19 protein-coding genes are annotated in these 21,256 nt (G+C 60.0%); 8 read left to right on the top strand and 11 right to left on the bottom strand.

Translation table 11 applies throughout. The features are described from left to right. Nucleotides 1-25 precede the first annotated feature (25 nt). From ACFEMD_RS06145 to ACFEMD_RS06120, 6 genes are all read right to left on the bottom strand, one after another. A complete protein-coding gene (locus ACFEMD_RS06145; RefSeq protein ID WP_394740086.1) occupies nucleotides 26-1,156 on the bottom strand; it encodes a glycosyltransferase family 4 protein in 1,131 nt (376 codons plus the stop codon). A 141-nt stretch (nucleotides 1,157-1,297) separates the two neighbouring features. Further along, nucleotides 1,298-2,362: a glycosyltransferase family 4 protein gene (locus ACFEMD_RS06140; RefSeq protein ID WP_394740085.1), complete on the bottom strand. Its 1,065-nt coding sequence runs from the start codon at nucleotides 2,360-2,362 to the stop codon at nucleotides 1,298-1,300. 3 nt (nucleotides 2,363-2,365) lie between these two features. After that, nucleotides 2,366-3,061, bottom strand: a complete 696-nt coding sequence (locus tag ACFEMD_RS06135) for a hypothetical protein (protein ID WP_394740084.1) — start codon at nucleotides 3,059-3,061, stop codon at nucleotides 2,366-2,368. 102 nt (nucleotides 3,062-3,163) lie between these two features. Beyond that, a complete protein-coding gene (locus ACFEMD_RS06130; protein WP_394740083.1) occupies nucleotides 3,164-4,462 on the bottom strand; it encodes a carboxylate--amine ligase in 1,299 nt (432 codons plus the stop codon). Next, nucleotides 4,459-4,989 carry an acyltransferase gene (locus tag ACFEMD_RS06125; protein ID WP_394740082.1) on the bottom strand — a complete coding sequence of 177 codons (531 nt, stop codon included), beginning with the start codon at nucleotides 4,987-4,989 and terminating at the stop codon, nucleotides 4,459-4,461. The genes ACFEMD_RS06130 and ACFEMD_RS06125 overlap by 4 nt, the downstream gene beginning before the upstream one ends. Continuing rightward, nucleotides 4,986-5,936, bottom strand: coding sequence for a polysaccharide deacetylase family protein (locus ACFEMD_RS06120; RefSeq protein ID WP_394740081.1), 951 nt, complete (start codon nucleotides 5,934-5,936; stop codon nucleotides 4,986-4,988). Before ACFEMD_RS06120 ends, ACFEMD_RS06125 begins: the two co-directional genes overlap by 4 nt. Nucleotides 5,937-6,523: 587 nt before the next feature. Here ACFEMD_RS06120 and ACFEMD_RS06115 point away from each other — a divergent pair. The 5 genes from ACFEMD_RS06115 (at nucleotide 6,524) to ACFEMD_RS22045 (ending at nucleotide 11,156) form a co-directional block, all read left to right on the top strand. After that, nucleotides 6,524-7,582, top strand: a complete 1,059-nt coding sequence (locus tag ACFEMD_RS06115) for an NAD-dependent epimerase/dehydratase family protein (protein ID WP_394740080.1) — start codon at nucleotides 6,524-6,526, stop codon at nucleotides 7,580-7,582. 194 nt (nucleotides 7,583-7,776) lie between these two features. Continuing rightward, nucleotides 7,777-8,511: a UTP--glucose-1-phosphate uridylyltransferase AglF gene (gene aglF / locus ACFEMD_RS06110; protein WP_394740078.1), complete on the top strand. Its 735-nt coding sequence runs from the start codon at nucleotides 7,777-7,779 to the stop codon at nucleotides 8,509-8,511. Nucleotides 8,512-8,937: 426 nt separating this feature from the next. Next, nucleotides 8,938-9,141 (top strand): hypothetical protein, encoded by a 204-nt coding sequence (locus ACFEMD_RS06105; protein ID WP_394740077.1) that lies wholly within the window; start codon nucleotides 8,938-8,940, stop codon nucleotides 9,139-9,141. A gap of 240 nt (nucleotides 9,142-9,381) precedes the next feature. Next, on the top strand, nucleotides 9,382-10,638 hold the full coding sequence (locus tag ACFEMD_RS06100) for an RNA-guided endonuclease InsQ/TnpB family protein (RefSeq protein WP_005558574.1): 1,257 nt from the start codon (nucleotides 9,382-9,384) through the stop codon (nucleotides 10,636-10,638). A 332-nt stretch (nucleotides 10,639-10,970) separates the two neighbouring features. Beyond that, complete coding sequence (locus ACFEMD_RS22045; protein WP_449560117.1) at nucleotides 10,971-11,156, top strand: DUF7563 family protein; 186 nt, start codon at nucleotides 10,971-10,973, stop codon at nucleotides 11,154-11,156. An 87-nt stretch (nucleotides 11,157-11,243) separates the two neighbouring features. On the opposite strand, the gene ACFEMD_RS06095 is transcribed toward ACFEMD_RS22045, so the two are convergent. Continuing rightward, entirely contained in the window at nucleotides 11,244-11,504 is a 261-nt protein-coding gene (locus ACFEMD_RS06095; RefSeq protein WP_394740076.1) for a hypothetical protein, read from the bottom strand. Nucleotides 11,505-12,045: 541 nt separating this feature from the next. Here ACFEMD_RS06095 and ACFEMD_RS06090 point away from each other — a divergent pair. Next, nucleotides 12,046-12,177 carry a hypothetical protein gene (locus ACFEMD_RS06090; protein WP_394740075.1) on the top strand — a complete coding sequence of 44 codons (132 nt, stop codon included), beginning with the start codon at nucleotides 12,046-12,048 and terminating at the stop codon, nucleotides 12,175-12,177. Between the two features lie 195 nt (nucleotides 12,178-12,372). Here the strand turns inward: ACFEMD_RS06090 and ACFEMD_RS06085 are convergent, their stop codons facing one another. Then, a complete protein-coding gene (locus ACFEMD_RS06085; protein WP_449560119.1) occupies nucleotides 12,373-12,747 on the bottom strand; it encodes a DUF7344 domain-containing protein in 375 nt (124 codons plus the stop codon). Between the two features lie 155 nt (nucleotides 12,748-12,902). On the opposite strand from ACFEMD_RS06085, the gene ACFEMD_RS06080 reads away from it, so the two are divergent. Together ACFEMD_RS06080 and hypF are read left to right on the top strand one after the other, a co-directional pair. Next, nucleotides 12,903-13,178 carry a HalOD1 output domain-containing protein gene (locus tag ACFEMD_RS06080; RefSeq protein WP_394740073.1) on the top strand — a complete coding sequence of 92 codons (276 nt, stop codon included), beginning with the start codon at nucleotides 12,903-12,905 and terminating at the stop codon, nucleotides 13,176-13,178. 1,441 nt (nucleotides 13,179-14,619) lie between these two features. Then, nucleotides 14,620-17,013, top strand: a complete 2,394-nt coding sequence (gene hypF / locus ACFEMD_RS06075) for a carbamoyltransferase HypF (RefSeq protein ID WP_394740071.1) — start codon at nucleotides 14,620-14,622, stop codon at nucleotides 17,011-17,013. A 171-nt stretch (nucleotides 17,014-17,184) separates the two neighbouring features. Here the strand turns inward: hypF and ACFEMD_RS06070 are convergent, their stop codons facing one another. From ACFEMD_RS06070 to ACFEMD_RS06060, 3 genes are all read right to left on the bottom strand, one after another. Continuing rightward, the gene (locus ACFEMD_RS06070) at nucleotides 17,185-17,847 is read right to left on the bottom strand and encodes an ABC transporter ATP-binding protein (RefSeq protein WP_394740070.1); all 663 of its coding nucleotides are present in this window, start codon (nucleotides 17,845-17,847) and stop codon (nucleotides 17,185-17,187) included. Nucleotides 17,848-18,735: 888 nt separating this feature from the next. Further along, nucleotides 18,736-19,644, bottom strand: a complete 909-nt coding sequence (locus ACFEMD_RS06065; RefSeq protein ID WP_394740501.1) for a sugar phosphate nucleotidyltransferase — start codon at nucleotides 19,642-19,644, stop codon at nucleotides 18,736-18,738. A 343-nt stretch (nucleotides 19,645-19,987) separates the two neighbouring features. Beyond that, entirely contained in the window at nucleotides 19,988-21,139 is a 1,152-nt protein-coding gene (locus tag ACFEMD_RS06060) for a glycosyltransferase (protein WP_394740069.1), read from the bottom strand. Between the last annotated feature and the right edge of the window lie 117 nt (nucleotides 21,140-21,256).

Here is a 21,256-nt window from a genome sequence, read left to right as displayed (position 1 = left end):
GTGTCGTGAACCTAGAGCCGCGCTTTCACTCTACCAACGCGTGGTACGTGTCGGTCGTCTGCTGGACGGTTTCCTCCCAGGAGTACGACTCGACGATCCGCTCGCGGCCGGTGGCGCCCATCTCCGCTTGGGCGTCCGGATTGGTCACGATCGCCTCGAGCGCGTCCCGGAGACCTTCGACGTCGCCGTACGGCACCTGCCGGCCCGCACCTTCGACGAAGTCCTCCAGCTGGGGGAGGTCGGAGGTCACGACCGGATTGCCACAGGCCATCGCCTCCATTACGACCCGCGGCAGGCCCTCGCTCTCGCTCGGCAGCACGGAGACGGCCCCCTCGTTGTAGACGGCTGGCAGGTCCCCGTTGTCGATCCGGCCGGTGAAGGTGACGTTCTCAACCCCCTCGCTCGCCCGCAGTTCCTTCAGTTCGGCCTCGTAGGGGCCGTCGCCGACGATCTTCAGCTCGAGTTCGGGATAGTCGTCCTGCAGTCGGTCGAACGCCCGCAGCAGGTGATGAATCCCCTTCTTGCGTTTCAGCATTCCCACATACAAGATCTGGTTGGGATCCGTCGCCACGTCCTCGAGCGGCCGGAACGTCTCGACGTCGATCCCGTTGTGTACGACTCGAATCGGCGCCGTCACCCCGGCGTCCTGCAGCAGTTCCTTGTCGGTCTCGGTGTAACAGAAGACGACGTCGGCGACGTTGAACGTGAACTTCCCGAGCGTCGGGAAGTAGACGTCCGTAATCAACCGCGGGCCGGTCTCGACGGCCGCACCGTGGTTGGTGACGACGACCGGCGCGTCAAAGAGCCCCAGTTTCTCGATGGCCGCGGCGACGTTCGAGGTGAAAAACAGATGCGAGTGGATATGAACGATATCGTAGGTGTTCCGCCGGCTCAGCAGTCCCTCGAGGACCCCCGGCGTGATCGTGTTCCCCAGCGGCCGCCCCACCTCCCGGTAGCGCAGGATCTGGTAGCCCGCACGCACCTCGTTCCGGGGCTTCGAGCGGTCACCGTAATCGGAGGTCAGCACCGTCACGTCGTGGCCGGCCTCGGCCTGCAGTTTGGACATCGTATGGGCGTGCAGCCCGATCCCGCCCAGCTTCTCGGGGTACAGACTGCTTGTAATCCGCAGAATGCGAAGCGTCTCATCCGAAGACATGAATTCAGTTGAACGTTCCCATCAACGCACAAATACCTACCGAGAAGCGGCGCTGACCCCATAGCCTCGGCCCTGGACTCGGTTCCTGCGTCGATGGCGTCCCCTCCGTCCGCTAGTCTTCCAACCACGAGCCGAGTACCGTCACGCGGTCGCGTCCGCCACGACCTCGCGAAAGGTAGCTGCAAAGGCCTCGGCCGAGTACTCCGCCTGGACGCGGTCTCGACCCGCCGTCCCGAACTGACTACGCCGATCCGGATCGGTCGCCAGTTCGGTCAGTCGCGAGCAGTAGCCCTCGATATCGCCCTGATCGACGAGGTAGCCGGTCTCACCGTCGACGACCGATTCAGTCAGTCCGTCGACCGCGCTAGCGACGACGGGAAGCCGGCTTGCCATTCCCTCTATGGCGGTGATACAGAGCCCCTCCCACCGTGAGGGCTGGAAGTAGATGTCGAACGACTGCCAGAGCTCCTGCAGCTCGTCCTGACTCACGGTGCCGTGCAGGACGACGTTGTCCGGTCCCTGTGCTATTTCGTCGGCCAGCGGACCGTCGCCGACGACGTGGAACTCGTACTCCGGCAGCCGCCTCGCACACGCGAGCAGTTCGGGATACCCCTTCTGCAGGGTGAGTGAGCCAACGGTCCCGATCCGGACATCGGAACCAGTTGCTATGTGGTCGGCCGGCGGATGGTCGTCGACGTCGATCCCGGAGATCGGCAGCTTGACGATCCGCTGGTCGCCGATCCCCCACTCCGAAATCAGCCTCCTCGTCGCGTCCGAATCGACGAGGACGCGGTCGGAGAGCCGGAAGGTGAGTTTGTTCACCAGCCGACTGAGCCGACCCCCGGCGGTCGTATTATGCTTCCAGGAGAAGATCGTCGGCACGCGCAACGCAGTGCCGCCGACCGCGCCGACGACTACGGAGGGGTACAGCGAGCCGACCAGGAGATCCGCCGCCCGAATCGTCCGGACGAGCGTGCGGAGCTTCCCGACCCCCACGCCCTCGTCCAGAGCTAACTGCTCGAGCGTGACGTGGTCGGGAAGGTCGCGCTCGAGCGCCGGCTCGGCGCCGCGCAGCGTGACGACGGTGACGTCGAACTCCTCGGTCTCCAGGCCCGACAGCAGGCGGAGCATGCCGATCTCCGCGCCGCCGTACTCGAGTGCGTTGATGAGATACGTCAGGGTCGGTCGTGACTGTGATCGTGACATTAGTTACGTACTGAGATACTCGAGATCTGGATGGGTTTCGTTCTGGTGGATTTCGTCCCCGTTGGCGGCGGCGTCTCTGATCGCCTGCCACTGGGCGTGGCGGGTGTTGACTCGCACGGGGATTTCCTCGAGCTCGAGCAGCTGGGCGATCACCAGCCGGTGCATCCCGGCGTGCCAGACGAACTCCCCCTCCCGCGTGACGTCGACTGCGATTTCCCGGTAGGTGGGCGGGCGGAGCGAGCCCGAGAGCCCGTCGAGCAGCGCCCCCTCCCGCTCTAGCTGTGCCTGTGGCTTGTAGCCATGTTCCGCGATGTACTGGTAGAGGGCGTCCAGGTCCCGACACCGCTCTCGTGCCTCGGCCCGCGAGCGGTCGCCGTGTTCCGAGACGTCGTCAGCGAGGAACTCGATGTATCCTGTTTCGTCCCATAGCCGCTCCTCGACGAACCGGTCGTGAAACGCCCGGTAGACGATATCGTCCTCGATCGGGGCGAGATCCAGGTCCCAGTCGCCGCCGGCGACGAGCGTCGGCGGGAGCCGCCCACTCGCGGGCTTGGTCACCGGCTTGTGGACGACAGCGGTCGGGTCGATCCATAGGAGCCGATCGGGTCGGAGCGGCGCCTCGTACTGTCGCCCGTCCTGGAGCCAGCCACTCGTGTGCAGGCCCGCCGCGACTACGGGGTAGAGTAGCCGTGCTACCATAGGGTGTGTCGCCGCTCGAGGACGGGTGCTTGAGGCCGAGCGTCAGCGGGCCTGACGGCCATGCCAAAAGAGCCCCCTTGATTCGACGGAGCGAGTGTCAACCTAGTCATCGTCGCCGGTGGCCTGTCCAACGGTGTGCTCAGTGCCACTACCCTCGTCGTCGGTTGCCCGCCCACCAGTGTGCTCAGCGCCGCTCGCCTCGGCACCAGTTCCTTTCTTGCCGCTGACGGCCCGATCGAGGACGCTGCGGCGTTTCTCAGCGTCGGTCAGAAACGCCAGGCTCTGGGCGACGGTCCCAAGCACCGGTCCCGGATCGGTCAGTGAGAGCGCCCCATAACAGGTGCCGTCACCGATCGTCGACACGACCTCGCGCAGGCCGCTGGCCGGCCGCCGGGCGTCGATCGTGTGCAGGACCTCGTAGGGAAGCACCCACCGATAGGTGACCCCGGTCTCGTACGTCGTCGTCGGCTCGACGGCCTCCCCCCGGGCGAGGGCGGCGAGTTTGGCCGGAAAGTCCACCCCCGCGCTGATCGCCAACTGCACGGGCATCCAGAACCGGGGGTTGACCTCGAGCAACCGCGGCGTCCCCTCCTGATCGACGATGAACTCCACCTCCGCTGGGCCGTGCCAGTCGCCGGCCTGCAGCAACTCTTTTGCGGCCTGCTTGGCCGCCGTATCATCAGTACTTTCGCCGACGACCGTCGGCCCACCGCTGCGGGGATACTCCTTCTGGCGCTCGTAGGAAAACGACGCCAGCTCCCGTTGCTCGTCGTCCAACAGGAGACAGGCGGTCGTATACCTCGCCTTCGCGACGTACTCCTGGACCATCGGCGCCTCGAACTCGGCGGCGACCCGTTCGTACGCGTCGTCGAACTCCGCGGCCGACTCGACGCGGGTGATTCCACGGGAGCCCGAACTCCGACGCGGCCGGATCAGAACCGGGTAGTCGGCTTCGGCCTTGATCTCTGCGACGGACTGTTCCTCCGGAAAGTACGTCGTCGGGGTCGGGACACCACACTCGCGGGCCAGCTTGACCGTCTCGCCCTTATCGTCGAACGTCCCGATCACGTCCGGCGGCGCGACGTAGACGTTGGTGTGTGCGTTCAGTTCGTCCTGGTGGTCGGACACGAACGCCGTCGTCGCGTCCCGCGTCGGCACGAGGACGTCGTAGTCGGTCTCGTGGAGCGCACTCAGGATCGCGTGTCGGAACGCCTGGGGCGCCTCGTCGGCCGCGGGGTACGTGATCGTCTCGTCGACGTATTTCGAAAACGACGTGATGTTCGCCCGAAACTCCTCGGCGCAGTCGACGGCGTATCCCTGGCGGCCGAGCGAACGCGCCACCGCGAGACTCGAGAGCGTCCGACCGTCGAGGACGAGAGCACGGGGGCTGGATCGGCTCATACGACTCCGGACACCTCGTCCTCCGTCTCGGGAGACTCGTCCTCTCCGTCTGCAGGAGTGTCAGCAGCTCGCTCGGGAGCCACCTCGTCGATAACCTTGGCCGGAACCCCGCCGACGACGGTGCGTGGCGGGACGTCCTCGGTGACGACGGCGCCGGCGCCGACGATCGCCTGCTCGCCGATCGTCACGCCTCCCAGAACCGTGGCGTCGGCGCCGATCCAGGCGTCCTCGTTGACGACGATCGGCGCCCGCTCGCCGTCATAGCCCGGAATCTCTGCCTCTTCGGGATGCATCGAGGTGAGAAAGGTGACGTCCGGGCTGACGGTCGCCCGCGGTTCCAGCGTGAGCAGCGTCCGGCCGGGCGTCGGCCCGCCAAGCGGTGTGAGCGTAACCGACGGCCCGAGATAGGTGTCGGTGCCGGCCTCGACGAACCCGATGCGCCGGAGGGCAAAGCGGCGGCTCGCGTTGGTCGGAGCCGTCCGTGCCAGCCGATACCAGAGATGGCGCCGGTACTGTTCGGGAATCATTCGAGTTGACTGTCTGTAACAACTGAGTCAGAGCTTATTGATTTGTCCGTTTGCTCCTGAGAGTCAGCGATCGGTGACTCGACCGGCTCCGACTCGGTGCTCGAGGCGTCCCGTTTCGCGGCACCGGCGGTCGTAAGCTCGACAGCGTCCCCGGCCGACTCCCGGACGAGCTCCGTCATCGGTCGGAACTCGTAGCCCCGCTCTCGAAGCCGGGCGATCGCGTCGACGAACAGTTCGCGTGAGTCCGCGAGGTTGCGCTTCATGATCGTCCGTTTGGGCTGGGCGAGGCGGTCGTGGGAGTCGGTCCGGAAGAAGTCCTGGAGGTGTGTGTTAAACACCAGTGGCTCCGGCAGCGGGGCGTACTTGAGGTAGGCGAGGTAGGGCCGGCCCAGCAGCTTGAGGTAGCTCTGACAGACCGGGATCCGTGTACCGGGCGTCGCCGCGATCGGGACCTCGACGAGCTCCTCGGTCTCTGTGGGATGGTACGGCGCCAGCGGCTTGTCGAGGTTGCTGTAGACGCCGGGCCGAACGGACGGGAAGACGCTCGAGTCGAAGACAAACCCCTCTTCCTCGAGGATCGCAAACTCCGCGGGGTCGATGTTGCCCTGTGGCGCGCGATACCCAGTGGGCGCGTACCCGAAGTGAGCCTCGAACGCCCCCTTCCCCGCTCGGACCTCGGCCTGGAAGTCGTACGCTTTCGACGTGTCGTGCTGGTAGGAGTGGAGGTGAAACTCGGAGTCCAGTTCGCGATCCAGCCGATCGATCGCATCGGGGTACTTCTCGATCGTCTTCCCGACGACGAAGAAGCTCACTGGTACGTCCACCCGTTTGATGAGGTCGATGTAGTCGTCGAGATACTCGAAGGTCAGGTGATCGTACTCGGGATCGTCGAAGTACCAGTCGTTCTCGAGATCAAGCGTCAGACACGCGGGACGGGCCTCATCCATTCACCCACCACCCCGCCGCCCGCTTCACACCACTTACCCTTGCTCGCTGTCTAATCAGCGAACGGTAGACTCTATGTCGATGAGCCATCACTGCTCTGGTCTTTCTGTATACTAATATATAGATCTATCTGTCCTATAATCCATCTGTAATTTTACGCATAAAGACGGTGATAGATAGTCCTGCGGCGGCGGTGTGGGTCTCGTCTGGACCCCGGGTAGTGTAGGCGAGGGCCGATGGCGAAGGATCACCGCCGGCGTTCCGACCAGTGACTCTGCAGCGGGTACACAAGACGGACGGAGATGGCAGGGCCGCATTCGCAAGCGGGTGTGTTCCGCTGACGGCCAGCGGACCGCTGCCTGATCGCGGGCGCGTACAGCGACACCGCTGATCAAGAACCGCTCACGGTCGGCGTCGTCAAACCCAACCGTCCGAACAGTCGCTACCCGCGAGCGCGCCTAAGGTTCATCGGAGGGGGCCCGTGTCCTTCCGGCGAAACACAACCGTCCGTAGTCGGCGATACCCCGACTGTAAGCCGAAATCCGACGGAACGATATGTTTTTGTGAGTGGGATATCATCACTCGGATAATGAATGTATTAGTGACTGGTGGCGCCGGATTCATCGGCGGCAACCTTGCGGAAGCGTTCGCGCGGGAGGGCCACGACGTTACTGCCTTGGATAACCTCGATCCGTACTACGATACCGGGATTAAAGAACAGAACATCAAGCGGGGTCGCCAAGCCGCAGAGGCGGCGGCCGCAGCTGCCGACGGACAAGCGACCCAAGCGGGCGGCACCGTCCAGTACGACGATGGGGTTTCGACAGCCACGGGCGGCTACGAGTTCGTCAACGGCGACGTCCGCGACGACGACCTCATCGATGACCTCGTCGGCGAGGCGGACGTGATCTACCACCAGGCCGCCCAGGCGGGCGTCCGAACCAGCGTTGATAACCCACGGAAGCCGAACTCGATCAACGTCGACGGGACTCTCAATGTCCTCGACGCCGCCCGCGACTCCGAGACCGAGCGGGTCGTCCTCGCGAGTTCATCCTCAGTCTACGGCAAGCCCGAGTATCTCCCCTACGACGAGGCCCATCCGACGACGCCGGTCAGCCCCTACGGTGTCTCCAAGCTCGCGGGCGAGCAGTACGCCCGCGTCTACAGCGAGGTGTACGGCCTTCCCACAGTGTCCCTGCGCTACTTCACCGTCTATGGCCCGCGGATGCGACCCAATATGGCGATCAGCAACTTCGTCTCGCGGTGTCTCAACGGCGAACCACCAGTGATCTACGGCGACGGCCAGCAAACCCGCGATTTCACCTACATCGATGACGTCGTCGACGTCAACCAGCAGCTGCTGACTGACGATGCCGCGGACGGCGAGATTCTGAACGTCGGGAGCACCGACAACATCGATATCGAGACGCTCGCCGAAGTGATCCGCGACGAACTCGCGCCAGAACTCGGGCTCGAGTACACGAATCCCCGGGAGGCCGATGCGGCCCACACCCACGCCGACATCGAGAAAGCGAACGCCCTCCTGGGGTACGAACCCACGCGGGATATCCGCGAGGGCGTCCGGGAGTTCATCGACTGGTACCGGACCAACCGCGAGTGGTACGAGCCGCTGGTGCGCCAGTCTTAGTACTCGACGACCGGTCTCCACGACTGAGGTCCCCGATCCGACCGGCGACCGTAGAAATACCTTCAGTCGAACGGCTATCAGCTCGAGCCAACGCACGGTGAGCCTCGAGGCGGGATACGACGGTAACTGTCTCTGTTTAAATTCCTATTTTGCATGCAAAAATCTATTATATGATGATCCCATCTGTCGGGACTATGCAAGCTGTTGTACTCGCCGCCGGCGAGGGAACACGACTCCGGCCGCTGACCGAGGACAAGCCGAAGGGTATGGTCGAGATCGACGAGGAGCCGATCCTGACACACTGCTTCGATCAGCTCGTCGAGCTGGGAGCAGACGAACTGATCGTCGTTGTCGGCTACCTGAAGGAGAAAATTATCGACCACTACGGCGACGAGTACCGCGGCGTCCCGATCTCCTACACCCACCAGCGCGAGCAGAACGGACTGGCCCACGCGCTGTCGTGTGTCGAAGAGCACATCGAGGACGACTTCATGCTGATCCTCGGTGACAACGTCTTCGCGGCGAACCTCGAGGACGTCGTCCGGCGCCAGCAGGAAAACCGTACGGACGCCGCGTTCCTCGTCGAGGAAGTGCCGTGGGAGGAGGCCTCGCGCTACGGGGTCTGTGACACCAACGCCTACGGCGAGATTACGGATGTCGTCGAGAAACCTGACGACCCGCCGTCCAATCTCGTGATGACGGGCTTCTACACGTTTTCGCCGGCGATCTTCGATGCCTGTCACCAGATCCAGCCCTCCGACCGCGGCGAGTACGAACTCAGCGACGCCGTCGACCTGCTGATCCAGAACGGTCGGACGATCGACGCGATCGGCCTCGAGGGCTGGCGGATCGACGTCGGCTACCCCGAAGATCGCGACGAGGCCGAGCAGCGCCTCCAGGAGGCCGAGCTGCCGGCGACGGCCGACTGAACGGGACTCTTCTTCCCCTGGGGCGTGACCGACCGCTCTGTGATCCAGACCGCGAGCAGGATGTTCGTCGAACGGGCACCGACTCCGCTGTCGGTCCATGGTGAGTCGATCGGAACCGTCTGCTCGAGGCACTCCCTATGAGACGCTGGTCGGAACGACGGACCGCAAACAGCGCCGCCCCCTCTCCAAGGATGTCGGTCGGCTCGTCCCTCGAAGTCGCCGACGCGTTCGATGACCCCTCGAGACGGACGCCGAACAGCGGGCCCGGATGGCGCACGATGGGCCGCGAGAAGGTCTCCCCTTCCCTGTTGTACTGCTCTCGACGAGCAATTCCTCACCGACCCAGTTCTCTACTGTATTCTAACACACAATAATTATAAATGCATACAATAGAACAAAAGAAACACACTCAAACGGAGGACTATAGTGGGAGCCATTATCGTCGAGCTACAAAACGGCCGCCGCCTCACGTTCGACGAGGTCGTCGTCTTGGACCGAGCAAACGGGAGGTGGCTCCGGTGTGTCCGCGCAGAGCCGAGCTCTCGCGAGAACCTGCCGGAGACGACGAAGTACTACCACTTCGCGAGCGACGTCGATCAGGTCCGCTGGCGGACACCGACTCCCGAGTGAGCCCAGACGACGAGGTGCGGGCGGCGTGGCTCCAACACTGACGGCCGAGGAGATTGTCAACTTCGAGGTCGCGCGGAGTCCCCTTCTGCTCACGGCTTCGCCGTTCGCATGGTCAGCGGAACCTTCGGTTCCGCGCTATCCTTAAGGAGCAACCGGAGGGAGCGAGTATGGAGGGGGAGAGCGCGTTCGCATCGGTCACAAGCACCAATCTATAAGTAGCCATCCACTCACATTGAAATTGTGGCAGACGACTACGTGCGTCGGACGGCAATCACTCGTCTTGAGGTTACGGACGAGCAACGCGACCTCCTCGAAGATACTATCTCCGAGTGGAAGCGTGGTTGCCAAATCGCCACGGATATGGCGTGGGGAAATTGTAGCGCGAAAAGCGACGTACAGCCCCTTGCCTACGACGACGTACGCGAACACACCGACCTCGGTAGTCAGCACGCGATTCTCGCCGCCCACCAAGCTGCACAAGCCATCACCGGCTGTATCGAACGTCGGTCGAAAGGCAAGAAGGTGAGCAAACCGACCTTCACCGCACCCACGGTGAGGTACGATACTCGGACTATGACGCTGTTTGATGACGATACGGTGTCGCTTTCCACCACGGAGAGTCGCGTCCGGTGTGACCTTGCTCTACCCGACGCCGACGATGGCTACCAACGGCAGTACCTCGATTCAGACGAGTGGAGCGTCACGGAAAGTACGCTCACCGCCCGTGATGGCGACTACCACTTACATATCGGCTTCCGCCGACACAAGAATGACACCGAGCGGAACACCGCCGAGGACGGAACGGTTCTCGGGGTTGACCTCGGTATCGAAAACCTCGCCGTCACAAGCACCGCCTACTTCTTCAGCGGGCGGGAGTTGACCCACAACCTCCGCGAGTTCGAGAAGGTACGTGCCGGACTCCAACAGACCGGGACGCGAAGCGCCCACCGAACGCTCGAACAGTCGAGTGACCGCGAACTTCGCTACGTCCGTGACGTACTACACCGGGCGTCGAACGCCATCGTAGACGAAGCACTCCGGTACGACTGTGACGTAATTGTGTTTGAGGACCTGACTCACATCCGCGACCGAACCGGAGCGTCGTGGGGTCACAAGTGGGCGTTCCGAACACTCTACGAACAAGTGGAGTACAAGGCCGAAGCCGAAGGAATCTCGGTGAAGCAGGTGGGTTCGGCGTACACCTCGAAGCGGTGCGCAGAGTGTGGTTTCACAGCAGACGAGAATCGCCCGACCCGAAACGACTTCCGGTGCGTGAAGTGCGAGTCGGAAGCGAACGCGGATTACAACGCAGCGAAGAACATCGGGATGCGGTATGTCCGTCGGGGCCAACAGTCGTCTCGGCGGACGGGCAACAGTCAACTTGCCCTACAGTCTGGAACAGTGATGCCAAGTGGCGGATTTACCGCCCACCCGGAAGGGTTCGAGGCCGAGTTCATGGACAAGCCCCACCCTCCACGAGCGAACCCGTCAGGGTGAGCGAAGTAGGGTGGGGTAGTTGACCAGGCGACACTAACCCGATCGAAACTGCATGGCGCCACGAGGCTCGAGGTACGTGGGTTCGACGCTCTCGCCATCGATCCAGGAAGCGTTGATTCAAAGCCAATCTGTGGTGGCACTGGACGACTGGACGAGGACACGAAGCTGTCAGAGACGGCCAAGCCATGACCGACTAGACCGGATAGCTATTCTACCTCTTGAGCGTGTCCGATCGAAACCTCTGTGGGGAGTTTACCACAATACAAGGGTAGAAATATTAATTCCCCTTATATCACCATAGTTATTAGTAACTGGGCGCGAACGACTCAAGTATGCCACACTGTAGTGACTGTGGAGCGTACGTCACCCGGGATTTCATCCGAGTGTTCGGTGCCGACGGGACCGTCTCGGGTTGTCCTGACTGTACGACTTACCGTGACCTCAACAACGGTGGCGCCGTCGACGGCGCGGGTGAATCCCGTGGCGAGCAACTGAGAAGAGAAAAGCGCCCACTCTGAGCCTGTCCGCGTTGAACCCTGCTCCCGGTCTGGCGACCCTCAGTTCTGTTCGGTGTCTCCCTCGTTCTCTCCGTCGTTGCATTTCTTTTAGTCCCCATTCGAGCCCCGTCTGTCGTCGGCCTCGAGGTCGGTGTCCGGACCGATCGGTCCGGAGCGAAACTCGATGACCGCCCCATCTGGAACCTGTGTCGCGACGGGTTCGGAGTCATCGAGGATTCGGATGACGTCGTTCGTTCGGTAGAAGGCGGTCGTCTCGTGTGCGATTCCTATCGCCTTCCGGAGGGTTGGCAGCCTCGTCTGCGCTCCGACCGTGACTGTCGTCCCGTCAACCACGACGGTGTGTGACATGTACCGTCTGACATGTATATCTACACATGAAAATATCTACTGGCTATGTCTGGTATGACCGGAGCCCGGTCCGGCCGGGACAGCCAGCACACTGGTTGGACACGGGAGACACACAGTGGCTCCAGCTAAATTGTGTCCCACCCCGTACCGGTGGCTGGCACGGTGAGAACCGGTTCACGGGGTGACGCTCAGTCCCAGTGCCCTGGTAACCGGCCAGGCCCGGAAGCGATGAGGTCGAATACGCCCATGTCTGCCAGCCAGTCACGACTGCGACAGTGACGTCGGCAGGGGTTCGGAGTAGAACCCAGCGTGCCGACGCGCCTCGCGCGAGCAAGAGCACCCTGGATAGCGTTCGACAGGGACTCCGACGGGTCGAGACGGCATCGTCTGACATCCGTCTGACTGGTGTTTTTGAGTGCCAGCACACACTATGGAATATGAACACAACGAGCCTCAGGGACACGCCTGTTGAACCGCTACCGAGAGCGATAACCGACACCACGCTACGACGCGTGTTCGCCCACCGACACGGGGGGCCACAGTGAGTTACGGGAGTTCGACGGCGGCCCGGCGATCGGTTCCCCTCCTATTTCTGGCCGTTCTGACCGTCTCCCTCGCCCTGCTCGGCTACTTCGGACTGGTTAGTCTGTTGCTCGAGTACAGCCACCCCTAATCCGCTCGCGGGGACAGTCTATCCGTCTTCGACATGTGGTCGAGGCCCAACCCGCCGCGACCCCCGATCGGTTCGAGCAGCGAGTGCCGACCCGCGATAAAAGGACGAGGCGGTGGCCACCTTCTTGGTCCGGAAGCGACCGCGAGCCGAAACACTCACCGTGAGACCACACCTGGTGGCTCGAGCGCGGCGGATTCAACACGACCCTTCGTCCGGACAGTCGTGTGACGGTCGAGGCTCGTGTCCATTGAACTGATACAGCCGTTCCTCGAGGTAGGTGTGTGCACTGGTTCCTGTCTGGGTGATCGTTACGAGATCCCGTTCCTGGTTGTATGTGACGAGACCCGCGTCCTCGAGTGTTGGAATGTGTTGATGATACAGACAGAGATACAGCTCCGTAACGACCTCAGCGGAGATGCCGTCGATCGTCGTTCCGTGCTCCTCGACGACAAGTTCGTCCGCGAGATCGGCAAGTGCCACAACGTTGTGTTCGCGGACACAAGCTACGACAGCCCGCCGGCGCCGATGGGCGAGAGCTGTGAGCTGAGGATCCGCGTCAGCGTGTTCCATTGGTAGTCCATCACACGCTGGACTGGTGATGCAGACCGTCATAAGGCTGGCGATCAGGCATGAAAGGGACGGTAAAACCCTGGTGAGCCAACCAGCGTTCTCAGTGAGGGCATGTCTGACTGAGTTTCAAGTAGTCGGCTGTGGTGGCCGGAACTATGCAACCACCGGAACTGGGTGTCGAAATCGCCCGCAAGATTGCCGCCGAGAAGGGGGTTGAGCCGGCGACCCTCGAGCCACCGGTACAGGCCGTAATCGACGTGACGGCACTCGAGAGGTTGATTCACCCCAGTCCACACTCCCGGACGGAGTTCACCGGTGTCGTTTCCTTTACTTACGGTGAGTACACGGTCACCATCGATCAGACGGGCACTGTGTCGGTCACCCCACGGTCGGAACTCGAGCCGGGCGCCGACAGCCCACCGCAGACATGAGAGGCCTGTGACACGCTAAGCGATCCTGCGTAGCGAGCCAGCCGGTAGGCTCGTACATTCCGCCGCTAATTTTGGATGGAGCTGACCGAGCGATGGGATACTGTCGGCTCGACCGGCGACTCCAACCGATCATCGAAACACGATCATGTCACTGATAAACAAAACTAACCTTCTTAGGAAGATTTAACAACCCCGTCGGGTTTGGAACAAAAGAGCACCCGTGGAGTGGCGGTGCTCACACTCGAGGACTGGTTCGCCTCGAGCGTAGGTGGTGGACGGTCTCCCGCTGACCGAGAAGAGTTGGTGGCTCTTCCACCCTCTTACACGCGATTACTCCCTGTGCAAACTGAAGCCCTACTCAGCAGCGGCCGTGAAGCTGTCCAAGGGTAGTAATCATCACGCAACGCGGTGAGGCCGTGGGGGACACACCAACCCCACTCCTCGAACAGCAGTGGTTCACCTCAACTGAAAACTATTCTGGCCAGCACCATCTCGACAGGAAGTCAAGTCGTCGCTAGCTTGCCGAGCACCCTCCCTGAGAGAGGTAAAACCAGTGTCTGGAGCTCTCACGGTGACTCGCTCCCCCTCTCATTCGGTTCGCGACTCGCATACTTGACGGAATGGGAACAGACGTGAGGGTAGCTGGTTTTCGGTCGAGCTGAATGGGCTAAGAAACAATCTCGATGAGTGCTCGAATATTTCGAAGGCTGTTGGTCGGTGGGCGGGTGAAGCGCAACGAGACACTCCTCACTACCAATGGTACGGGTTTCCGGGCCCTGCCACCGACAGCTCAGTCCACTCCTGGTAGGAAGATCACTTTTGAGGTATATGTTGGACTCACGCACAGATCGGAGGCTGCTGTGAGAGGCCTCGCCACCACCGCCTAAACCGTGGATACCATCTCGAAACGCTGCACCGGCCAGGAACGCCGGAAGGCAGTCGGCTCAATCAATACCGGGAGGTAACGACGAAACCAAACCGGTTCAGATGATCCCGTTCTCTTGGAGAATCACGAGTAGCGACAGGCCAATTCCAACCACTCCTGCGATCCGCATGAGTTGATTTTGATTTGGTATCATCGTGTTTGTGTGTGTATACTGAATATAATAGTGTATTGGTTCTGACTGATGGCTGGCCATAGAAAGCCGCAGTCACAGACCACTCTTCATGAAATCGGACTATCGAGAATTTAACTGGCAGAGGGTGTCTCCAATCGCAAACGGACGGGGGTATGCAGTTTTATAGCTGGGTCCAAGCAGAGTGCCTGGGGGGACGTCGGGCGGCAATATCATGGGATCCGAGGGACGGCGACACAATCAACAACGAACGCTCTGCCGGCGAAAGCCGCCGCGGGTAACAGATACTTCACAGCCCGGCACTCGGTCCCGCCCGTACGTTCGGTACCACGGTTAATGTGATCGGGGTGAGAATCCGTCGGCGTATGGAACGCGCGACCGTTCGTGTGACCGGCGTCGTCCAGAGTGTGGGATTTCGACCGTTCGTCTACCGGCGGGCACTCGCATACGGTCTTCACGGAACGGTCCACAACCGTGGTGGCGCTGGCGTCCGGATCGAACTCGAGGGGTCGGAAGATTGCATCGACGCGATGCTCGACGACCTGCGAGAGGAGCCGCCACCGCTCGCAAACGTGGAAACCGTCAGTGTCGATCGCGACCGGGTCTCCGAGGCCGTATACGACACGTTCGAAATCGTTGACTCCAGTACCAACGGGGACGGCGGCGGAACGATTCCACCGGACACAGCGATCTGTGCGGCCTGTCTCGAGGACGTTCGTGATCCCGACTCCCGATATCAGGAGTACTGGGCAACGGCCTGTCTCAACTGCGGACCGCGTTTTACCGTCATCGAATCGCTGCCATACGACCGATCGGCGACGTCGATGGCCGCATTTCCCATGTGTGAGGCCTGCCGAGAGGAGTACGAGGAACCGACCGACCGCCGATATCACGCCCAGTCGATCGCCTGCCCGGACTGTGGCCCGCGTTTGCGCTACGGCGAGACGAGCGGCGACACCCACCCGACGAGCGACGCCGAGAACGGACGCGATCCGTTTCCGGAAGTACTCGAGAACACCGCCGACGGCACGGCGGCGATCGAACGCGCTGCTATCACACTTAATCGCGGCGAGACAGTTGTCCTGAAGGGGATCGGCGGTGCACACCTCGCCTGCGATGCCACCAACGCCGCGGCGGTTGCCCGCCTCCGCGAACGGATCGGACGGCCAAAAAAGCCGTTCGCCGTGATGGCGCCGGACGTCACCGCCGTCGAAGCGTTTGCCTCCCTTGCCGCTCGAGAACAGGAGGCACTCGAGTCGCCACGACGGCCGATCGTCCTGCTCGAGCACGACCCATCCCAGGCGGAAGACGATGGCTTGAGACTCGCAACCGGTGTCGCACCCGGACTCCACACCGTTGGGACAATGCTTCCCTACTCGGGGCTTCACTATCTCCTCTTCGAGGCGGTCGACACACCGCTGGTGCTGACGTCGGCGAACCGCCCCGGGAACCCGATGCGGACTGCCAACGGACCCTTGGTTGCCAGTCTGGGCGCCGTCGCCGACGGTTTTGTACTCCACGACCGCCGTATCGTTGCTCGCTGCGACGACTCTCTCGTGCGCGTCGTTGACGGGAACCGACGGCTGCTCCGTCGGTCGCGGGGGTTCACCCCGACACCGGTGTCGATCGACTCCGTACCTTCGACGCCGATACTCGGGACGGGTGCAGACCGCGACGCGGTTGCCGGCGTACTGCATGAGGGGGACTGCTATCTCACCCAGTATCTCGGCGATATCGACGACTCCGAGAGTCTCGCGTCGTTTGAGAACGCTGTCGACCACCTGCTCGACATTACCGGCCTCGAGTATCCGCCGATCGTCGCCCACGACGCCCACCCGGCGTTCGAGACCGCAGACTACGCCCGTCGACTGGTCGCAGATGGCCTCGCAGAGCGCAGTGTTGCCGTCCAACACCACCACGCCCACGCCGCAAGCGTCCTCGCCGAACACGGCCTCGAGCGCGCCGTTGCGCTGACGCTCGACGGGTTGGGGTACGGTCCTGATGGAACTCTTTGGGGCGGAGAAGTGCTCGATGCCTCCCTGGCCGACTTCGAGCGTGTCGGCGGCCTCGCGCCGGTCCCGATGCCGGGTGGCGATCGAGCGACACGATACCCGGGACGGATGGCCGCAGCGCTGCTTTACGCTCGAGAGTCGGATCGTGTCGTCGACCACCTCGAACGCCATGACGTCTCGTTTCCTGGCGATGACACAGAGCCCGACGACGTCATCCGACAACTCGAGAGCGGCGACAACGTCCCGCTGACGAGCAGCACCGGCCGAGTCCTCGACGCGGTCGCTGCCTTACTCGACGTCTGTGACGAACGTCGGTATGAAGGGGAGCCCGCGATGAAACTCGAGGCACTCGCAGCCCGCGGGGAGCCGACCGCAATCGACGTCCCGACCGCACGGGCCGATGGCCGGCCCGTAATCGACACCCCGGCACTCTTCGCTACCCTCGTTGAGCTGTGTGAGGCGGGCCACTCTCGAGCCGCCGTCGCGGCGACGGCCCAGGACGTCCTCGCCCGGGAACTCGCCGACCTCGCGATCAACGTTGCGACTGCACGGGGCCAAGAGACGGTTGCACTAACCGGAGGGGTGGCGTACAACGACCCGATCGCGACGCGGATTCGCGAACGCGTTACCAGCGCGGGCCTCGAGTTGGTCGCCAACGAGCGCGTTCCAGCCGGTGACGGCGGCATTGCCTACGGACAGCTCACAGTAGCAGCAACTCGAGCGTCTCGAGATCAAGACAGCATATAACCCACAGTGTGGGGTCGATTCTGGCTACAACGACGACTCGTACTCTGCACAGAGTGTGTTGACTTGTCGGGAGAAACCGAGTGAGATCTCGCGCGCCTAACGATGCAGGCTTCATCTACCCGTCAGCCAAGCCAGTCGAGGATCTACGAGATACGCAAGCAACGGAGGTGGCTACCGGGGAGCGACCGTGTCGCCGGCTCGAAGCGTAAGCGTCCGGTCGAACAGGCCCTCGAGCGACTGATCGTGACTAATGATCACGAGCGCCGACTCCGTACGGTGTTGCACGTCAAACAGTACGTTGGTGAGACAATCGGTCGTCTCGGGATCGAGCTGTCCGGTCGGCTCGTCGGCCAGGATGACATCGGGTTGGTTCGCGAGCGCGCGGGCGATTGCGACCCGCTGTTTCTCGCCGTTGCTGAGCGTCGCCGGATACCGATCCGCCCGGTCGGCAATAGCGAGCGCCCCGAGCAGTTCGTCGACCCACGCCTCGTCGCGATTGCCGCCGTGGTGCTGGGGCAACAGGGCGTTCTCACGGGCGGTCAGGTCCGGCACCAGCTGGAAGTCCTGAAAGACGACTCCGATCGTATCCCGGCGCAGCCGGGCCCGCCGTCGTTCCGAGAGCTTACTTGTGTCTGTTCCGTCGACCAGCACTCGCCCGCCGTCGGGCGGCTCAAGCAGTCCGAGCACCGAGAACAGCGTCGACTTCCCGGCGCCGCTCGGTCCCTGGACGAGCGTCCGCGAGCCGACCGGGACCGACAGGGACAGTCCCTCGAGGATCGGCAGTCCTCTACGATGTACCGAGACATCGTCGGCTGCAAGCACGGGTGTAGCCATGATTCTGTTCTCCACTCCTTAATATATTACTTTTCCCACTTTGAGATAGACATATATAGATCTAATTGAGTGAAGAAAAATTTGAGAAATGTACTCTTCCTGAACACTACCGAAACGATTCGAGAGAGCAATATCGGGAAGGCCCATCAAGGTAGTAGCAAAGGCACTTGCTGTCTGATTTGGGAGTCCCACTCAGACCAAGGTAGAAGACAACGATCTGCTGTGCATCCTTTGAGAATACAAGCGTTTCAGTATAATGTGAGGGAAGATTGTTTGGTTTTAGGAGTTAATCGGCTGGTACGAGGCTAACCGTGAACGGTACGAGCCGGTGCTGCGCCAGTCGTAACAAACACGCGATTGGACGACTCTGGGTCGAGGACCCTTGATGAGACAATTGAGTCCCGTGACCACTGTGGATGCCACGACGACTGCGCGTCGAACACACCCGATACCGACTCCAACAGATCGAATTCCGCCCTGAGTTCCTCGGACGAACGATACGGATGGCAGCGTCGCCGCCCGAATCCGGTGTCCGGGACGCAATACAGCAGCCGGTGTCGACTCCCAAACGTGTTTTAGACACCCTCGTCACGGACCCGGGGGACGTCAACGTCGACCACAAGGACGGCGTCCGTCTCGGTGGCGAGCGCCAGTCGGTAGACGTGGGGCGGAGCCCTATATACACTATTGTTGATAATTCAATAAAGAGTACTTTTTACGGAAGTCACAAACAGCTATTGGATTTAAAAGTCTGGACTATAATTCTATAATATTAACTTTTATCTAACTCGAATATAAATTGACCGAAAGATGTAGACTACCAACAGCGCTCCTTTCTCCGGTATGAAATAGCTCTGTAGAACATGGCAGAAAGCAAGAGTGCAACTTTTAGATTGTGATGTGTGCTCCAATCAAAGCACCAGTTAGATCAAGTTGGGAGATGGCAGCATCGCGGTCGACTACGCACCATCGAAGGGAGGTTTGTTCGAGCGTCACCCCAGGAAAGACGACCGATCGCTCGAGATTGGATTCCAAAAGTGTCGCTCCAGGCATGACGTGAACGTTTTCGCCGATAGACGTCTCTTCGACTGACGCGTCGTCAGCGACGATCGATTCGCCGTCGAGTTTCCAGGCAACGGCATCGAGATAGCTCTCGGGCGTCCCGATATCGAACCAGACTTCGTCGAACGTGTAGGCGTACGTCGGGGTCCGGTTCTGGAGCCACTGGATGAACCAGCCCGGCTCGTCCGGGTTGTTCCCGTCCTCCAGATACGTCGGAAACAGCGAGACGGATTCCTCCGGAAGTGCATAGCAGGCGATTGATACGAGCGTGCTCTTGGGCTCGTCAGGTTTCTCCTGAAAGTCGACGACGCGGTCGTCCTCGAGTTCGACGATTCCGTACGACGTTGCCTGTTCGTACGAACCGACGTCGTACGCGGCGAGCGTCGGTGCCTCGTTCGTTTCGAACGCGTCGATGAAGTCGGAGAGATCGAAGCTGATCAGGTTGTCGCCCGCGATAGCGAGGAGGTCGTCGTCGATTCCCTCACGATCGACCAGCTGTGCGAGCGCGCCGACGACGCCGAACTTCTCGTCCTCGGCGGTCGTCTCTTCGACCGACACTCGTGGTTTTTCGAACGAGGCGTTCTCGAGGTGTGTCTCGAAGTCGGACGCGAACCGCTCGTTCGTATTCACGTACACCTCGTCAACCCGTTTGTCGGCTTCGAGTTCCTCAAAGATCCGATCGATCACGGTCGACTCGCCGATTGGGAGAAACATCTTCGACCGATGCTTCGTGATCGGCTACAGTCGAGTGGCGTATCCTCCAGCAAGCCGATGGCATTCATGCGTGATGAGCACCGACCATCGCCTTGTCAGCACTGCTGGGCAGCCGCCTGAGACGAGGACGTTGAGTTCCAGACACCAACAGAGAGTACACCGTCTCCCGTTTGGCGAAGAGTACGTCTACCTTTCCAATCTCTATATTTTCTGCTTTGTTGAATAGCGCCCCTTGGGGCTGGCGTTTGTATATGTCCTATTAGCTTTACCTGTACTATTTAATATAAATCCCAAACTGCTAATTTGCCTGCGGTCGGTAGACCAACGAACTATACGGTTATTTTGTTATTTTTGTTGTTTATCCCTACCTGCTAGTGATCACTTCCTCATACATATGGCCTATACTATTAAGGGAATAATTTGTTTCCATAAATTCCCTCCCTTTTTTACCCATGTATCTTCGCTTTGTTTCATTAGAAGCTAATTCACTGGTATATTTAGCCAAGTTGGACATTGAATCCGCTAAAAATCCAACTGATCTACTTGATAACACACCATCTAAATCAAAATACAGAGATACGATAGGTGTTTCATAGCGCCAAGCTTCAAGAAAAGTATTCGGAAATCCTTCATAATCAGAAGTATTTATAAGCGCATAAGATCTATTATAATATTCATGTATTTCGTCTGGGTCTACAAAGTCTATAAACTTTAAATTTTCAATATATTCTGCTTGCTTTTTGATTTTTTTATGAAATTCTAGATTGGTTGTTTGACGGCAAATCATTGTGAAGTGTATGTTCGGCAGTGACTTTGCCAATTGAAGAAAGCGCTCTGGGTGCTTCTGGTGGCGGTCATCTGTTCCTACCCAAAGAACAGTATTTCGACGACAATGGTCCGTTATTTTGTTCGTTGATACGGTGCTATATCCGTTAGGAATAACTGTTGTTTTTCTTTGGAACAATGTCTTGACCATCTTTTGCTGCTTCTTTGTTTGGGTGATAATAATGTCTGAGTTTGAGAGAGCTCGGAGATATAAATGCTTCACTCCGATCGGGAGATCCTCTACTGTTTCAGGACTTACATCCTTGTCATTCGCTATACAAAATATAAATTTTTTACCTAATATTTTAGAAAATAGGTATGCGGGAGCGCACAACAGTGGTGCTCCGCGGACATAATAAAACTCAGCATTTGCCTTTTTCATTGCCCAAAACAGGTCTACCACCTGGTATGGGATACGTTTTGGTGATTTTATTTCGTTCGGACATCCTTTCCAAATGTCAAATTCGCCTATACGTTCGTGACTTGGCTGACCATAATCACCAACAATAAATGAAATTTCATGTCCTTGGTTTGCTAATTCTTTTCCGAGTAGATATTGTTGTCGTTGGGCACCCCCGGCAGCACCTTGCCCAGGTTGAAGATATTTATATATTTTTCCAGATATAAAACACAGATCTATCATATCGTCACTACTACTGCTATTTGCTTTCAAGTCATCCATGTTATTCATCTAAGTATATTAACCTCATTGTGAAATTAACTGTGTATCGTGGTTAGATACGATATTATAAATTCCTTGTTGTAGAAATCTGCTATGATGTGCCAGCCATCTATCGGAATAAATTCC

This window comes from Natronococcus roseus (assembly GCF_043677095.1).
Classification (GTDB): Archaea; Halobacteriota; Halobacteria; order Halobacteriales; family Natrialbaceae; genus Natronococcus; species Natronococcus roseus.
Note: the sequence above shows the minus strand (reverse complement) of the source record. Positions and strands in the feature narration are given on the sequence as shown.

What these genes read in the sequence shown, in the direction of transcription:
- ACFEMD_RS06145 (WP_394740086.1), bottom strand. Translation starts at nt 1,156, where the DNA reads ATGTCTTCGGATGAGACGCTTCGCATTCTGCGGATTACAAGCAGTCTG.
- ACFEMD_RS06140 (WP_394740085.1), bottom strand. Translation starts at nt 2,362, where the DNA reads ATGTCACGATCACAGTCACGACCGACCCTGACGTATCTCATCAACGCA.
- ACFEMD_RS06135 (WP_394740084.1), bottom strand. Translation starts at nt 3,061, where the DNA reads ATGGTAGCACGGCTACTCTACCCCGTAGTCGCGGCGGGCCTGCACACG.
- ACFEMD_RS06130 (WP_394740083.1), bottom strand. Translation starts at nt 4,462, where the DNA reads ATGAGCCGATCCAGCCCCCGTGCTCTCGTCCTCGACGGTCGGACGCTC.
- ACFEMD_RS06125 (WP_394740082.1), bottom strand. Translation starts at nt 4,989, where the DNA reads ATGATTCCCGAACAGTACCGGCGCCATCTCTGGTATCGGCTGGCACGG.
- ACFEMD_RS06120 (WP_394740081.1), bottom strand. Translation starts at nt 5,936, where the DNA reads ATGGATGAGGCCCGTCCCGCGTGTCTGACGCTTGATCTCGAGAACGAC.
- ACFEMD_RS06115 (WP_394740080.1), top strand. Translation starts at nt 6,524, where the DNA reads ATGAATGTATTAGTGACTGGTGGCGCCGGATTCATCGGCGGCAACCTT.
- aglF (WP_394740078.1), top strand. Translation starts at nt 7,777, where the DNA reads ATGCAAGCTGTTGTACTCGCCGCCGGCGAGGGAACACGACTCCGGCCG.
- ACFEMD_RS22045 (WP_449560117.1), top strand. Translation starts at nt 10,971, where the DNA reads ATGCCACACTGTAGTGACTGTGGAGCGTACGTCACCCGGGATTTCATC.
- ACFEMD_RS06095 (WP_394740076.1), bottom strand. Translation starts at nt 11,504, where the DNA reads ATGTCACACACCGTCGTGGTTGACGGGACGACAGTCACGGTCGGAGCG.
- ACFEMD_RS06085 (WP_449560119.1), bottom strand. Translation starts at nt 12,747, where the DNA reads ATGGAACACGCTGACGCGGATCCTCAGCTCACAGCTCTCGCCCATCGG.
- ACFEMD_RS06080 (WP_394740073.1), top strand. Translation starts at nt 12,903, where the DNA reads ATGCAACCACCGGAACTGGGTGTCGAAATCGCCCGCAAGATTGCCGCC.
- hypF (WP_394740071.1), top strand. Translation starts at nt 14,620, where the DNA reads ATGGAACGCGCGACCGTTCGTGTGACCGGCGTCGTCCAGAGTGTGGGA.
- ACFEMD_RS06070 (WP_394740070.1), bottom strand. Translation starts at nt 17,847, where the DNA reads ATGGCTACACCCGTGCTTGCAGCCGACGATGTCTCGGTACATCGTAGA.
- ACFEMD_RS06060 (WP_394740069.1), bottom strand. Translation starts at nt 21,139, where the DNA reads ATGAATAACATGGATGACTTGAAAGCAAATAGCAGTAGTAGTGACGAT.